Genomic DNA, 13,750 nt, shown 5'->3' on the forward strand with positions numbered 1-13,750 from the left:
GTCAGGGGCGGGGGCGGGACACGTGCAGTTCGGCGTAGTACCAGCCGTCGGTCTCCAGGCCGCCCGGGTCGATCCCGGCGTCCGCGAGCCGCAGCAGCACGTTCTCGCGCTCCTGCGGCGTGGCGAACCGCCGCTGCCGGAACAGGCCCTCGCTCCGGACGGTCTCGTAGCCGGCCGCGGCGAGCGTCTCGGCGATCGGGGCGAACGGGAACATCCGCAGGACGAAGTGCGCCATCCACGGGCGCCGCGCGCCGCACGCGGCGAGGACGCGGGCGATCGTCCGCTCGGTGACGTAGCCGAGGCAGCCGGTGGAGACGACGAGGTCGGTCTCCGCGAGCAGGTCCCGCTGCGGGCCCGTCGGGTCGTCGCTCTCGAGGTCGGCGTGGACGGCGCCGTCCAGGAACCCGGCGTCGAGCGCGTAGGACAGGGCGTTGCCGGAGGCGTCCAGGCCGATGAAGCGCGCGGGGGCGGTGCGCGCGGCGCGGCCGCTCAGCTCGCGGTCGCGGGCCAGCAGCGCGTCGCGGGTCCGCCGGTGGGCGTCGGCGCCGCTGTAGCGCTCGTACAGCTCGCCCATCGTGATCCCGTATTTCAGCAGCGCCGCGTTGATGCCGTAGGAGCAGCCGATGTCGAGCACGGTCGGGACGGCGACGTTCCGCGCCGCGCGGTACTCGTCGAGCAGCGCGGCGAAGTGCGGGCGGGCGAGCTGGGGGATGCGGTAGTCGAGGTCCCGCAGCGTCGTGAAGTAGGCGCGGGGGTCGGGCTGCGTGTAGATGTGGTCGAGCGAGATCTTTCCGGACGTGTCGACGCGCACGGATCGCGGTCCTTCCTCACGGGGGGCTGGAGGAACGGGCTCGAAGGAGGGGGCCGGCGGAGGGGAGCGGTCAGTCGAGCAGGGCGTCCACCCGGACGGCGCGGCCTTCGGCGGCGTGATGCTCGGGCAGCACGCGGCCGAAGAGCTGCCGGGTGCGGGCCACGCTGCCCACCACCCCCGGGCGCTCGCTGTAGGCGAAGATCGCGGTGTGCCGGGCCGTCGCGCCGCGGACGGCGCTCACCCGGTGCAGCGAGTAGCGCCCCTTGAACAGCTGGAGGTCGCCGGGCCGCAGCGTGAGGCCGCGGACCAGGTGCGCGCCCTCGCCGGTGAGCACGCGCCGCACGTCGTCGAAGTTCTCCGCCTCCGCGGACCTGATGTTCGGGCAGTACTCGAAGACGCCCCCGCCCTCCGCCTCCTGCGTCAGCAGGCTGACCGTGAACTCGTTCGTGTCGAAGTGCCAGGGGTGCTCCATCCCCGGTCGGACGACGTTGAGCACGAGCCCCGACAGCGGGTCGGCCAGCTCGTGCACCTCCGGCAGCCCGAAACAGTTCGCGACGAAATGCCGGAAAAGCGGGTTCGAATAGAGCCGGGGGACGATGTGGTCCGGCGGCAGGCGGTCGCGGGCGACGAACGCGTTCCCCCGCTCGACGGTGAGCCGTCCGGGGTGGCCCTCCGGCAGCGGCGCGTGCACGTCGATGTTGTAGGCGTTCACCGTTTCGACGTCGAAATGCGCGTCCCGTTCGACGGACGCGCATTCGGCCCGGAGCGTCTCCTGCCATTCCGGGCGGACGAAGTCGGGCAGCACGCAGCAGCCGGTCTCCGCCAGTTCGGCCCGGGTCGCGGAGACGACCTCGTCCCAGCGCGCGCTCGCCGGCGCGGCGAGGGGATAGCGTTCGGTGTCGATCGCCCGGTCCGGTTCCGTTGCCGCGCCCATGGACGTCCTTCCGCCTCGGCGAACTCAAGACGGGTTTTAGCACATCCCTTGTATCAATTCACGGTGCACCTTTCTGGGGCGATTTATCAGAAGCTGATGAACGGGGCCGGTGACCTGTGCTTTCGAACGTTCCAAATTGTCGCGGCGGCCGCACCGCCGCACCCGTCCGTGTGTCCCATCTCACGCCGCGTGCACGCCCCGCCAGCCCGGTGGGGGCCCCGCGCGGGGCCGTGTTTTCACAGCGCAGCCGGGTACACGCATCGCGGGACCTGCATCCGAGCGGAAGGGCCGAGCGCGTGGACGGCGGCGAGCGCATGCTGGCGGACCTGCTCGCCGCCAGCCACCTGACGTCGCTGAAGCAGGTCCCCGACGTCGTCGCCGGGCACGCCGCCGCGGTCGGGCTGCACGACATGCGGATCTACATGGTGGACCTGCAGCAGGGCGTGCTCCGCCTCCTGACCGGCCGGGAGACGGACCGCGAGATCGCGGAGGGCGCCGCCGAGGGCGCCGTCCCGGACATCCGGGTCGACGGGACCCTCGCGGGCCGCGCCTTCCAGAGCGTCGTCCCGGTGCGCGGCGGCGACGCCGCCGACGGGCTGTGCCACTGGTGGCTGCCCCTGCTGGACGGGACCGAACGCCTCGGCGTGGTGCGGCTCACCATGGCGGACGACGCCGCGGCCCTGCGGCTCGCCGAGTCGCTCGCGGCCCTCACCGCGCTGATGATCGTCAGCAAGGGCCCGTCGAGCGACTCGCTCGCCCGGCTGGTCCGCACCCGGCACATGACGGTGTCCGCCGAGATGCAGTGGCGGCTGCTGCCCCCGATGACCTTCGCCAACAACGAGATGGTGATCGCCGCCGCGCTCGAACCCGCCTACAAGCTGGGCGGCGACACCTTCGACTACGGCCTGTACGGCGAGATCGTGCACCTCGGCGTGTTCGACGCCATGGGCCACGACACGGCCGCGGGCCTGACGTCCAACCTGGCGGTCGCGGCGTACCGGAACAACCGGGTGGAGGGCGGCGACCTCCTGGAGAACGGGCGGGCCATCGAGGAGGCCCTCGTCGAGCAGGACTCCTCGGGCCGGTTCGTCACCGCGGTGCTGGCCAGCCTGCACCTGTCGACCGGGATGCTCGCGTGGGCCTCGTACGGGCATCCGCCGCCGATCGTCATCCGCGGCGGGCGCTGGGTGACGACCCTGGAGTGCGCCCCGGGCGTCCCGCTCGGCACCGGCCTCGACCTGCCCCCGCGGGTGTGCGAGGAGCAGCTCCAGCCGGGCGACCGCGTCATCCTCTACACCGACGGGGTCGTCGAGGCCCGCGATCCGAGCAAGCGCGAGTTCGGCATCGCCCGGTTCGTCGACTTCATCGTCCGGCACGACGCCGCGGGCCTGCCCGTCCCCGAGACGCTGCGGCGGCTCATCCGCGGCATCCTGGAGCACCACGCCGGACGCCTGGACGACGACGCCACGGTCCTGCTCCTGGAGTGGTACGGGCCGTCCGGCGGGGAGCGGGCGGCGAAACGGTCGACCGGGCTCTGAGACGGCGCCCGCACGGGTCAGCCGCGCAGCGCCCGCATCAGCATCGGGTACGCCTCGTGCAGTTCGCGCTGCCAGTACGGCCACGTGTGCTGCCCGCGGTAGAACCGCGCCGTGACCGGGACGCCGTGGTCGCGGAGCCGGTCGACGAACGCGCGGCCGTGCCGGTGCGTCGCCGCCTCCACCGGGTCGGTGAACGGCCACCCGCCGAGGTCGCCGCGCCGGCCGTCGCCGCTCGCCACCCACAGCCGCACCCCGGCGAGCCGTCCGGCCTGGTCGGTCGGGTTGTGCGCGCGCCAGATCGCGGCCTGGTCGTCGGGGTCGCCCCACACGCGCCGCCAGTCCGTCCCCGGGCAGGACAAGGACGGGCCCCAGCCGATGGAGTCGTCGCCGGGGGTGTGCCCGTCGAGGGTGTGCAGGTAGCCGCTGAAGGCCGCGGCGGCCTCGAACATGCCGGGGAAGCGCGCCGCGTACAGCATCGCGCCGAGCCCGCCCATGGAATTCCCCGCGATCGCCCGCCGCTTCCCGGCGCCGTATTCGCGTTCCAGAATTCCGCGGACCTCGGTCATGTGGAACGTCTCCCAGCGCGGCGGGCCGCCGTCGCCGTAGTTCCACCAGTCGGAGTAGTTCCCGCACCGGCCGCCGTTCGGCATGACGACGATGACGTCCGAGCCGGCGGTGAGTTCCGCGACGTCGGTGTCGCGGGTCCAGGCGGTGTGGTCGTCGACGCCGCCGTGCAGCAGCCACAGCGTCGGCCAGGTGCGGTGCGCGTCCCGCGACCAGCCGTCCGGGACGAGCAGCCGCACCTTCTCGCGCCGGCCCATCGCCGGCGACTCGATGGTGAGGTCCAGGGTGCGGGGGGCGACCCGGGTCTCCGCGACCACCCGGGCGCCGCCCGTCGCGGCGTGCGCGGCGGCGTGCGGCGGGACGCGGGCGGGCGGGGCGGCGAGCGCGGGCGGGGCGGACAGGACGGTCGGGGCGAGGATCGCCGCGCATGCGGCGGCGGCGCTGCGGCGGAACACGGGGGAGCCTTTCGGGAAAAGGAACCTACTCAGAGTAAGTTCCCGTTTCGCCGATCGTGAATGCGGCGCCGGAAAGGCGTATAAAATGCATTGGAGTGTGTTCGGTGCATTTTATACGGTCATGCGAGAGCGCCGGACGCTCGCGGGCGTCCGGCGCTCGATGGGCCGTTGCTGCGCGCGGGGCGGCCGCGCGCACCGGGTCAGGCGTCCGGCACCGGGCCGGCGGCGGGACCCTTGCCGGGGGGCGCGGGCTTGCGGACCGAGCGGACCGCCCACCGCGTCAGGCTCCGGCCGACCGAGTAGAGGATCAGCACGAGCCCGGCGACGGGCAGCACGATCATCAGTGTCTGCAGCAGGGCGATGACCAGCGCCAGCGGGTCGCCGCCGGCCACGGCGTCCTCGATCAGCCGCCGCACCTTCCCCCAGGCGAGCGCCAGCAGCTCGGGCACCCGGTAGGCGATCAGCGAGAGCTGCAGGATCATCACGGGGAACACCGCGAGGACCCAGAACGCGACGAAGACCTGCGGCCAGCGCTTCAGGTCCCGCAGCAGCGCGTCCGGCGGGCGCCGCAGCAGCGTCCGGCGCAGGATCGGCTTGATGTACTTGAACAGGTCGGGGATGCCGGCCAGGTCGGACATGATGTAGTAGCCGTCGAACCGCATGGTCGGCAGGAGCTGCTGCAGGATCTCCAGGTTGACGTAGAGCAGCGCGACCAGGAGCGGCTCGTACCCCGTCTGCAGGTAGAGCAGCGTCAGCGCGACGATGAAGACGCCGTTGAAGTACACGCCGGCCAGGTCGGCGCGCAGCCGCCCGCCCCGGCCGAGCCGGTACGATTCGGTGATGTCGGTGTAGAACGCGGGCCACACCACGTAGATGCCGAACCCCATGACGCCCGGCTTCACGCCCCCGTACCGGCACGCCGCGGCGTGCCCGACCTCGTGGAACGCCACCGACAGCAGCCCCAAGCCCATGATCATGAGGATGCCGACGGGATTGACGATGGTCAGCTGGAGCGCGTCGACGACGGAGCGGGACGTGAACACCCAGACCTCGCTGACGACGAGCGCCGCGAGCACCGGGATGATCGCGAAGGGGCTCAGCAGCCAGGCGAACATCCCGCCGAGCAGCGAGCTCACCGACTCCGGGATCACCGCGACCTTGAACTTCAGCCCGAGGAACGGGTTGGCCTTGACGACCGGCGGCGCGGTGCCGTCGCTGTAGGTGGTGACGCCGAGCGGGGCCAGCTTGCGGTCGACGAGGTAGACGATCTGCTCGCCGGTCAGCCGGGCGCCCGCCTCCCGGGAGGCGGCGTCGGCCACCCGGTCGAGGGCCGTCTCGACGTCGGCCGTCCCGGCCAGGTGCCGGTGCTCGTGCAGCGCCTTGACGACGTGGAACAGCAGCGGCGGGAGCCGGACGAGCTGGCGGTTCGGCAGGCTGACGAGCTGCGGCGGCTCGCGGTAGCCGGAGTTCTTGAACTCTCCGACCAGCTCGGTGCCGTCGGCGAGGGTCGGCAGGGTGAGGACCGCGGGGGGCCCCGCGCCGTCCACGGTCGGGGTCGGGCCCGTGCTCATGGGTTGTCGTGGACGACGGCCGCCGGGACGCACGTCAGCGTGGAGTGCGGCGGCTGGGCGAGCAGCCCGGTGCCGAGCAGCCCGGTGGTGCCCGCGGAGTACGTCGCCTGGCAGGCGTAGAAGACGACCGTGTCGCCGCCGCCGCCCGACAGCGCGAGGCGCTGCGGCAGCACCTCGCCCGTGAGGCGCTCCAGGTCGGCGTAGGTGTATTGCTGAGGGTTCATGAGCTCGCTTTCGGGTCCGTCCGTAAGCAGATGGTCATGGTCGATAAGGGGGAAGGGCTGGCGTACGAACGCCAGCCCTTCCTGTGCAGGCCGAAGCCCGCGATGTCAGAACTGAGGTCAGCCCTGGATCGCGGCCGGCGTGCAGATCTGCGAGTTGGCCGCGGGCACACCGTTGATGATGGTGAGCAGGCCGGTCGCCGGCTGGTTGCTGTTGGAGGAGCAGGCGCTGACGACCGTGGTGTCGTCGCCGTCGTGGCCGCCCAGGTTCAGGTTGGCGTTCTCGTTCTCGTTGCCCCCACCGACGAGAAGGGTGGACAGCACGGCGCGCTCCGGCAGAACCTCGCCGGCGAGCATGTCCAGTTCGGTGTAGCTGAAGGACTTCATGTGGTTCCTTTTCTCCTTGTCAGGCCCGGACTCCAAGGTGGATACCGGTCGTCCCTGTCCCGCTGCGGTTCGCAGCGGTGTAGCTCTACGTATAGCACCCCTCACGGAGAGTGCCAACTCTCAGGGTGATCCTTTCGCTACCGCGTGTCATCGGCTTGTCCGATGCATGACCTTTCCGAGCTGGGTAGGAGGAGGGCGTCACAGCGGTCGGCGAGGGCCTGATCCGCGCGGGGGACGAGGAGAGAGAGCATGGCCGACGGCAGCTTCAGCATCGACGTGGCGGCGATCCGGGAACGCGCCCGGCAGAAGATGGACGCGGGCCCGGTGACCGACGGCTACCGGCGGAGCCCCGAGGAGGTCATCGCCGTCCTCAACGACGTCGTCGCGACCGAGGTCGTCTGCTGGATGCGCTACGCGCAGCACGCGATCAGCGCGTCCGGCATCGACCGGGCCCAGGTCGCCGGCGAGTTCAACGAGCACGCGCACGAGGAGCGCCACCACGCGCTGCGGGCGGCCGAGCGCATCAGCCAGCTCGGCGGGACCCCCGACTTCGACCCCGAGACCCTCGCGCGGCGCTCGCACACCCAGTACCGGACGTTCGAGGACGGCGACCTGCGCGGCATGCTCGAGGAGAACCTCGTGGCCGAGCGCATCGTCATCGAGTCCTACCAGGAGATCATCCGCTGGCTCGGCGACGGCGACGTCACCACCCGCCGCCTGATGGAGGACATCCTCGCGGACGAGGAGGAGCACGCCGACGACCTGATGGACCTCCTCGGGAAGTGACCGGCGACCGTGTCACCCCGGACACGCCGGGTATGCGGGGCGGCATGGAATTCGGATACACGCTCCTGTGCGAGCAGACCCCGCCGAAGCAGCTGGTCACCGACCTGGTGGAGGCCGAGGAAGCCGGCTTCGGCTTCTCGGTCGTCTCCGACCACTACTTCCCGTGGCTGGAGGATCAGGGCCACTCGGCCTACGCCTGGTCGGTGCTCGGCGCGCTCGCCCAGGCCACCCACCGCATCCCGCTGATGACGTTCGTGACGTGCCCGATCATGCGGTACCACCCGGCCGTCGTGGCGCAGAAGGCCGCCACGATGGGCGTGCTGTCGGACGGCCGGTTCACCCTCGGCCTCGGCGCCGGGGAGAACCTCAACGAGCACGTCATCGGCCGCGGCTGGCCGTCGGTGGACGTCCGGCACGAGATGTTCGCCGAGGCCGTGGAGATCATCCGGGCGCTGTTCGGCGGCGACTACGTGAACTACCGGGGCCGCCACTTCACCGTCGACTCGGCGAAGCTGTACGACCTGCCGGACGAACCGGTCCGCATCGGCATGGCGGCGTTCGGCGCCCGCGCGGGACGGCTCGCCGCGCGGCACGCCGACCTGCTCATCTCCGACCAGCCGGTGCCCGACGTCGTCTCCCTCTTCCACGGCGAGGGCGGCGGCGGCAAGCCCGTCTACGGCCAGATCCCGATCGCCTACGGCCAGGACTACGAGGAGTGCAAGCAGCGGGCCCACCGCACATGGAAGTTCTCCGCCTCCGGGTGGAAGGTCATGGCGGAGCTTCCGGGCCCGGTCAACTTCGAGGCCGCGACGAAGACCGTCCGTCCCGAGGACGTGGCGCAGTCCGTCCCGTGCGGGAACGACGTGAACGACTACCTGGAGGCGGTCCAGCAGTGGGCCGACGCAGGGTTCACGCACATCTCGTTCTGCCAGTCCGGGGCCGAGCACCAGAAGGATTTCCGCACCTGGGCCGAGATGGAGCTCCTCCCTGCGCTTCGCGAGCGATTCGGCTGAGACCTGGGAGCCACACCGGGGATGGCTCCCCGGCGTGGCGACCGCCCGGTTCCCGGGTTCGTAGGTTCGGGGCGAACCACGAACCCGGGAGGAAACGTGTACCGGCTGCTCTGCGCCCTCGCCCTCACCACCGCCGGGACGATCGCGCTGGCCGCGTGCGACGTCTCGTTCGCCTCGCTCGGCCCCGCGGACACGCACCGGGACGAGGCGAAGCTGCCGTCCGGCATCGAGGCCGTGCGCGTCGACGTCCGCTCGGGCAGCGTGACGGTGCGGGCCGGCGCCGCGAAGCCGTACCTGCGCCGCACCCTCAAGTACCGGGCGGACCGCCCGGACGGCGCCACCCACCGGATCGAGGACGGCGTCCTGGTCCTCGCCGGCTGCGGGCGCGGGTGCTCGGCGAGCTACACGGTGGACGTCCCGGCGGGCGTCCCGGTGAGCGGCGGCGCCTCCAGCGGCTCCCTGCACCTCCACGGGACCGGTGAGGTGGACGTCACCACCGGCTCCGGTTCGATCCGCCTGGCCGGCGTCACGGGGCCGATCCGGGCGAAGACGTCCAACGGCCGCATCGAGGGGCACAACCTGAAGGCCCGGCGGATCGACGCGAAGACGTCGAACGGCGCCATCACCCTCGTCCCGTCCGTCCCGGCGGACGTCCGCGCCGAGACGTCCAACGGCGACATCACCGTCACCGTCACCGGCGGCCCCTACCGCGTCTCCGCGACCACCGGCAACGGCGACGAGCGCGTCAACGTCCCCACCGCCCCGTCCGCCCCGCGCCGCCTCGACCTGAAGAGCGGCAACGGCGACATCACCGCGACGGCCCCCTGACCGGTCCGGGGCGGTGCTCAGGCCGAGGCTTCGACGGCGGACGGGACGGGCTCGGCGGGTCCGGGCGCGCGGCGGCGCTCCCGCAGGCCGAACGCGGTGACGAACGCCGCGAGCAGGACCGCGCCGAACGGGACGAGCAGGGCCGTCCGCAGCGCGTCCAGCCGGGCCCCCGCCGGTCCGCCGTCACCGAGCGCCGCGACGTGGACCGCCGTCACCGCCGACAGCCCGAGCGCCATGCCGAACTGGATCGCGGTGTAAAGCAGCCCGGCCGCGACGCCGTGCTCGCGCTCGTCCACGCCGATCAGGAACAGGAGCGGGAACATCAGGAGGTAGGCCCAGTCGATCCCGAGCGGCAGGAACAGCCCGTACGCCGCCGCGGCGACGAGGAGCCCGCCGAACAGCACCCGCACGTTGCCGAACCGGTTCACGAGGCGCGGCGTCAGCGTGGGCGCCAGGACGACGTCGGCGCCGAGGGCGAGCAGCGCGAGGCCCGTCTGCCGCCCGCGTGCTCCAGCCGGACGACCCCGTACGCGAGCAGCAGCATCGACCCGGTGACGGCGAACGAGCCCGCGAGATCGAACCCGCCCGTCCGCGGCTCCGGGGAGTGCGGCGCCTTCACCAGCGGGACGGCCGCGGCCAGGATCAGCGCCGCGAGGATCACCGGCGCGAAGAACACCCAGCGCCAGCCGAGCGAGGTGAGCAGCCCGCCCGCGACCAGGCCGAGCGTGAACCCGCCCGCCGCGGTCCCCGCGTAGATCCCGAGCGCCTTCGTCCGCGCGGGTCCGGCCGGGAACGCCGCCGTGACCAGCGCCAGCCCGGCCGGCGCCAGGAACGCCGACGCCACCCCGGTCACGAACCGGGAGACCAGCAGCATCCAGCCCTCGGTGGCGAACCCGCCGAGCCCCGAGAACACCAGGAACACGACGAGCCAGGTCAGGAAGACGCGGCGGTGTCCCAGCAGGTCGGCGGCGCGGCCGCCCAGCAGCATGAAGCCGCCGTATCCGAGCACGTACGCGCTGACCACGCCGCTGAGCATCCCCTCGACAGCCCGAGGTCCGCCCGGATGGACGGCAGCGCCACGTTCAGCATCGCGACGTCGACCCCCCCGAGGAAGATCGCACCGCAAAGCACCATGAGCATCGCCCAGGTGCGTCCGTCCATGCGGACGGCGGATGTGGCCATGACCTCGCCCCTCTCATGACCGGGGGACCGGTTCCCGCCCGCGTCGACTACGAGCTGACGCCGATGGGGGAGACGCTGCACTCGACGATCCGGGCGCTCGTCACGTGGACCGAGGAGCACCAGAACGCGATCGCCGCCGCCCGTTCCGCCTACGACGCGCGCGTCGCCGCCGAGCAGGAGGAGGCCCGCCGGCTGGACGCGGAGCGCGAGGCCGCGGCCCGCGCCGTCCGTCCGTGAATGGCCGTCCGTCCGTGAATGGCACGTTCCCGTTCTCGTTTTACGGCGTAACGCTGCTATTGCATTCTTTGCCAATACTTGCGACTGGGACGTCCGGGACAGTAGTTTCGTCCGCGAGTGAGTAGCGGGCCGGGGCGCGGAGCACAGCACGGCCTGACCGGCTGGGAGCCATCGGCTGCTGGGGAGCCCATGAAGAAGCGTACCGATCGGAAGATCGCCGTCATCGGCACCGCGACGGCCGCCGTTCTGCTGCCCGCCCTGATGGTGGGGCTCGCGCAGGCGGGCGTGGGCGTGCCGGCGAAGGACTCGGAGAACGCGGGGGCGTCGCAGCCCGTGCCGTCCTTCGGCCCGGCGACGCAGCCGGGCGCACCGGGGACGCCGACCGGGCCGGGAGGCTCGCCGTCGCCGACCGCGTCGCCGATCCCCGAGGTGCCGAACCGGCCGATGAGCACCGACCCGTTCAACACGGGCTCCGGCAAGCCGGCCTCGAACGACCCCGACACCAACACGTCGAACCACGGGAAGAAGCCGCACCTGCCGGGCGGCGCCGCCGACAAGCCCAGCAAGTACGCGCCCGCGCCGGACGGCGCGAAGATCACCGGCGTGAAGAAGGTCGGCACGCGCATGTACGACGTTTCCATCGCCTCCCCGGCGCTGGGAACGACGGTCAAGACGCGGCTGCTGCTGCCGAAGGGCTGGAAGGCCGGCGCCAAGCGGTCCTGGCCGGTCGTGTACGCGTACCACGGCGGCAACAACAACTACCAGTCCTGGACCAAGGACTCGCAGATCGAGCAGGTCGTCGCCGACTACGACGCGATGGTCGTGATGCCCGAAGGCGGCTGGCAGGGCTCGTACAGCAACTGGTGGAACGACGGCAAGGGCGGCATCCCGATGTGGGAGACCTTCCACATCGAGGAGGTCATCCCGCTGATGGAGCGCAACTTCCACGCCGGGACGAGCCGCGCCGCGATCGGGCTCTCGTCCGGCGGGCAGGGCGCGGTGACGTACGCCCAGCGGCACACGGGCATGTTCAAGTACGTCGCGTCCTACAGCGGCGCGCTGAACATCACGGCGCCGGGCGTCCCCGCGTTCCTCGTCTCCATCAACAAGGAGGCGGGGACGAAGATCTGGGGCGACCCGATCACGAACCGGAACGTGTGGCGGCAGCACGACGCGACGGTGATGGTCGACAAGCTCAAGGGCGTCGGCGTGTACATCTCGTGCGGGAACGGCGAGCCCGGCCAGTACGACAACCCGAACGCGGCGTTCTGGGACGCCGGGCGGGTCGGCGAGCGGCTCGCCTACCGGATGAACGTCAACTTCGTCGAGGCGGCGGAGAAGGCCGGGGTCCAGGTCACCGACAGCCTGTACGGCAAGGGCATGCACAACTGGAAGTACTGGCGCCCGGAGCTGGCCAAGAGCTTCCCGCTCGTCGCCGGGGCGATCGGCGCGAAGAAGCTCTGACCTGGTGAACGCTTGACCGTGCGCAGGCGAACTCCGCGACGTCGCCCGCGGCGGGATTGGCGTCCGCGTCCGTAGCGTGGACGGCATGGCGGAGGTGACGCGGTACGCGCCGGGGACGCCGTGCTGGTTCGATCTCGTGAGCCCGGACCCGGCGGCGTCCAAGCGGTTCTACGGCGGCCTGCTCGGCTGGACCTCGTACACGCTGACCATCGACACGCTGGGCGACTACGACATGTTCACGCTCGGCGGCGTGAGCGGTCCGACGGTCGGGGGGATGCAGCGGCTCGCCGATCCGGCCCAGCCGCCGTCGTGGACGTGCTACTTCCGCGTCGAGAGCGTGGAGGGGGCCGCGCGGCGGATCGAGGCGGCGGGCGGGGTCGAGCTGCTGCCGCCGACGGGGATCGCCAACCTGGGGCGCGTCGGCATGTACAGCGACTCCCAGGGGAGCGACTTCGCGGTCTGGGAGCCGCGCGACGTGGAGGGCGCGGACGTCGCGGGGGAGCCGTCGGCGCTGTACTGGGCGGAGCTGGCGGCGTACGAGGCCGAGTCGGCGCGGCGCTTCTACGGCGCGGTGTTCGGGTGGGAAGCGGCGGACCGCGGCGACCGCACGGGCTGGCGGGTCGGGCCGCGGCCGGTGGCGAGCCTGGTCCCGATGGACGAGAAGCGGCCGGGCGGCTGGATCCCGTACTTCCGGGTCGCCGACGTCGACGCCGCCGCGCGCCGGGGCGCCGAGCTGGGCGCGCGCGTCGCCGTCCCCCCGCGGGACGCGGCGGCGGGCCGGGTCGCGGCCGTCGTGGACCCGCTGGGCGCCTGGCTGGCGATGATCGCCCCGGACCGAGTTGGCGAAGGCTTGCCCGGGGCCGGGTGAAGTCCTCGCGGTCGCCTCGGGCGCGATTGGCGTCCCCGTTCGTAGCGTGGAACCCATGTCTGCAGTGGAGGGCCTCCGATGCCCGAGGTGACGCGGTACGAGCCGGGGACGCCGTGCTGGATCGACCTCGCGAGCCCGGACCCCGGGACGTCCAGGCGCTTCTACGGCGACCTGTTCGGCTGGTCCTCGTACACGCTGTCCGTCGAGCAGGCGAACGACTACGAGATCTTCACGCTCGGCGGGGCGGACGGGCCGTCGGTCGGCGGGATGCAGACGCTCGCGGATCCCGCCCAGCCCCCGTCGTGGACGTCCTACTTCACCGTCGCGGACGTCGACGCCGTCGCGCGGGCGGTCGTCGCCGCGGGCGGGCGGGAGCGCCTCCCGCCGAGGGAGTTCGCCCACGTGGGGCGGACGGCGATGTTCACCGACTTCCAGGGGTCGGACTTCGCCGTCTGGCAGCCCCACGGGGACGAGCTGCGGGGCGCGGAGGTCGCCGGGGAGCCGTCGACGATGTACTGGGTGGAGCTGGCGACCCGGAACGTCGAGAAGGCCCGGCGGTTCTACGGCGAGGTCTTCGGGTGGCGCGCGTCGGAGCGCCGCTACTACCGCGACTGGGTCTACACGATCTGGAGGGCGGGCGTCCGGCCGGTGGCCGGGCTGGTGCACATGGACGCGACGTGGCCGGCCGAGTGGCCGGGCGACTGGGTCCCCTACTTCGAGGTCGCCGACGTCGACGCCGCGGCGGAGCACGCGGGCGAGCTGGGCGCGACCGTCACCGTGCCGCCGGACGACATCGAGCCCGGCCGGTTCGCGGTCGTCATGGATCCGACCGGGGCGCGCGTCGGGCTGATCAGCCCGCGCCGCGCGCGGTAGCGGGGGCCGATCGCCCCG

Annotated in this window: 16 protein-coding genes; 8 read left to right on the forward strand and 8 right to left on the reverse strand. The window is 72.3% G+C overall.

Annotation, left to right across the window (positions count from 1 at the left end; translation table 11 throughout):
- Position 1 precedes the first annotated feature (1 nt).
- On the reverse strand, positions 2-811 hold the full coding sequence (locus DMH08_RS20285; RefSeq protein WP_125616987.1) for a class I SAM-dependent methyltransferase: 810 nt from the start codon (positions 809-811) through the stop codon (positions 2-4).
- 70 nt (positions 812-881) lie between these two features.
- The gene (locus DMH08_RS20290; RefSeq protein WP_125616990.1) at positions 882-1,745 is read right to left on the reverse strand and encodes a HalD/BesD family halogenase; all 864 of its coding nucleotides are present in this window, start codon (positions 1,743-1,745) and stop codon (positions 882-884) included.
- 296 nt (positions 1,746-2,041) lie between these two features.
- On the opposite strand from DMH08_RS20290, the gene DMH08_RS20295 reads away from it, so the two are divergent.
- Positions 2,042-3,283 (forward strand): PP2C family protein-serine/threonine phosphatase, encoded by a 1,242-nt coding sequence (locus DMH08_RS20295; RefSeq protein ID WP_233617707.1) that lies wholly within the window; start codon positions 2,042-2,044, stop codon positions 3,281-3,283.
- Positions 3,284-3,300: 17 nt separating this feature from the next.
- Here DMH08_RS20295 and DMH08_RS20300 read toward each other — a convergent pair whose 3' ends face one another.
- The 4 genes from DMH08_RS20300 to DMH08_RS20315 form a co-directional block, all read right to left on the reverse strand.
- Positions 3,301-4,302 (reverse strand): alpha/beta hydrolase, encoded by a 1,002-nt coding sequence (locus DMH08_RS20300; protein ID WP_233617708.1) that lies wholly within the window; start codon positions 4,300-4,302, stop codon positions 3,301-3,303.
- Positions 4,303-4,502: 200 nt separating this feature from the next.
- The gene (locus DMH08_RS20305) at positions 4,503-5,873 is read right to left on the reverse strand and encodes a hypothetical protein (RefSeq protein ID WP_199747912.1); all 1,371 of its coding nucleotides are present in this window, start codon (positions 5,871-5,873) and stop codon (positions 4,503-4,505) included.
- Complete coding sequence (locus DMH08_RS20310) at positions 5,870-6,097, reverse strand: hypothetical protein (RefSeq protein ID WP_026400989.1); 228 nt, start codon at positions 6,095-6,097, stop codon at positions 5,870-5,872. Before DMH08_RS20310 ends, DMH08_RS20305 begins: the two co-directional genes overlap by 4 nt.
- A gap of 117 nt (positions 6,098-6,214) precedes the next feature.
- Positions 6,215-6,481 (reverse strand): hypothetical protein, encoded by a 267-nt coding sequence (locus tag DMH08_RS20315; protein ID WP_026400988.1) that lies wholly within the window; start codon positions 6,479-6,481, stop codon positions 6,215-6,217.
- A 249-nt stretch (positions 6,482-6,730) separates the two neighbouring features.
- Here DMH08_RS20315 and DMH08_RS20320 point away from each other — a divergent pair, with 249 nt between their 5' ends.
- The 3 genes from DMH08_RS20320 to DMH08_RS20330 all read left to right on the forward strand — a co-directional run bounded on the left by DMH08_RS20320 (position 6,731) and on the right by DMH08_RS20330 (position 9,108).
- Positions 6,731-7,267: a ferritin-like domain-containing protein gene (locus DMH08_RS20320; protein WP_026400987.1), complete on the forward strand. Its 537-nt coding sequence runs from the start codon at positions 6,731-6,733 to the stop codon at positions 7,265-7,267.
- A gap of 44 nt (positions 7,268-7,311) precedes the next feature.
- Positions 7,312-8,280 (forward strand): TIGR03557 family F420-dependent LLM class oxidoreductase, encoded by a 969-nt coding sequence (locus DMH08_RS20325; protein ID WP_026400986.1) that lies wholly within the window; start codon positions 7,312-7,314, stop codon positions 8,278-8,280.
- Between the two features lie 96 nt (positions 8,281-8,376).
- Positions 8,377-9,108, forward strand: a complete 732-nt coding sequence (locus tag DMH08_RS20330) for a DUF4097 family beta strand repeat-containing protein (RefSeq protein WP_026400985.1) — start codon at positions 8,377-8,379, stop codon at positions 9,106-9,108.
- A gap of 17 nt (positions 9,109-9,125) precedes the next feature.
- Here the strand turns inward: DMH08_RS20330 and DMH08_RS41745 are convergent, their stop codons facing one another.
- The gene (locus DMH08_RS41745) at positions 9,126-9,536 is read right to left on the reverse strand and encodes a hypothetical protein (protein ID WP_233617709.1); all 411 of its coding nucleotides are present in this window, start codon (positions 9,534-9,536) and stop codon (positions 9,126-9,128) included.
- Between the two features lie 11 nt (positions 9,537-9,547).
- Complete coding sequence (locus DMH08_RS41750) at positions 9,548-10,132, reverse strand: MFS transporter (RefSeq protein WP_233617710.1); 585 nt, start codon at positions 10,130-10,132, stop codon at positions 9,548-9,550.
- A gap of 173 nt (positions 10,133-10,305) precedes the next feature.
- Here DMH08_RS41750 and DMH08_RS20340 point away from each other — a divergent pair, with 173 nt between their 5' ends.
- The 4 genes from DMH08_RS20340 to DMH08_RS20355 all read left to right on the forward strand — a co-directional run bounded on the left by DMH08_RS20340 (position 10,306) and on the right by DMH08_RS20355 (position 13,732).
- The gene (locus DMH08_RS20340; protein ID WP_199747913.1) at positions 10,306-10,527 is read left to right on the forward strand and encodes a winged helix-turn-helix transcriptional regulator; all 222 of its coding nucleotides are present in this window, start codon (positions 10,306-10,308) and stop codon (positions 10,525-10,527) included.
- Between the two features lie 189 nt (positions 10,528-10,716).
- Complete coding sequence (locus DMH08_RS20345) at positions 10,717-11,991, forward strand: alpha/beta hydrolase-fold protein (RefSeq protein ID WP_125616996.1); 1,275 nt, start codon at positions 10,717-10,719, stop codon at positions 11,989-11,991.
- A gap of 85 nt (positions 11,992-12,076) precedes the next feature.
- Entirely contained in the window at positions 12,077-12,859 is a 783-nt protein-coding gene (locus DMH08_RS20350; protein ID WP_125616999.1) for a VOC family protein, read from the forward strand.
- Positions 12,860-12,937: 78 nt separating this feature from the next.
- Complete coding sequence (locus DMH08_RS20355) at positions 12,938-13,732, forward strand: VOC family protein (protein ID WP_026400984.1); 795 nt, start codon at positions 12,938-12,940, stop codon at positions 13,730-13,732.
- Positions 13,733-13,750 lie beyond the last annotated feature (18 nt).

Source organism: Actinomadura sp. WAC 06369 (genome assembly GCF_003947565.1).
Lineage (GTDB): Bacteria > Actinomycetota > Actinomycetes > Streptosporangiales > Streptosporangiaceae > Spirillospora > Spirillospora rifamycini.

Bases quoted from the DNA above. Each gene is read 5' to 3' on its own strand.
- DMH08_RS20290 (WP_125616990.1), bottom strand. From the start codon at position 1,745: ATGGGCGCGGCAACGGAACCGGACCGGGCGATCGACACCGAACGCTAT.
- DMH08_RS20305 (WP_199747912.1), bottom strand. From the start codon at position 5,873: ATGAGCACGGGCCCGACCCCGACCGTGGACGGCGCGGGGCCCCCCGCG.
- DMH08_RS20310 (WP_026400989.1), bottom strand. From the start codon at position 6,097: ATGAACCCTCAGCAATACACCTACGCCGACCTGGAGCGCCTCACGGGC.
- DMH08_RS20315 (WP_026400988.1), bottom strand. From the start codon at position 6,481: ATGAAGTCCTTCAGCTACACCGAACTGGACATGCTCGCCGGCGAGGTT.
- DMH08_RS20320 (WP_026400987.1), top strand. From the start codon at position 6,731: ATGGCCGACGGCAGCTTCAGCATCGACGTGGCGGCGATCCGGGAACGC.
- DMH08_RS20325 (WP_026400986.1), top strand. From the start codon at position 7,312: ATGGAATTCGGATACACGCTCCTGTGCGAGCAGACCCCGCCGAAGCAG.
- DMH08_RS20340 (WP_199747913.1), top strand. From the start codon at position 10,306: ATGACCGGGGGACCGGTTCCCGCCCGCGTCGACTACGAGCTGACGCCG.
- DMH08_RS20345 (WP_125616996.1), top strand. From the start codon at position 10,717: ATGAAGAAGCGTACCGATCGGAAGATCGCCGTCATCGGCACCGCGACG.
- DMH08_RS20350 (WP_125616999.1), top strand. From the start codon at position 12,077: ATGGCGGAGGTGACGCGGTACGCGCCGGGGACGCCGTGCTGGTTCGAT.
- DMH08_RS20355 (WP_026400984.1), top strand. From the start codon at position 12,938: ATGCCCGAGGTGACGCGGTACGAGCCGGGGACGCCGTGCTGGATCGAC.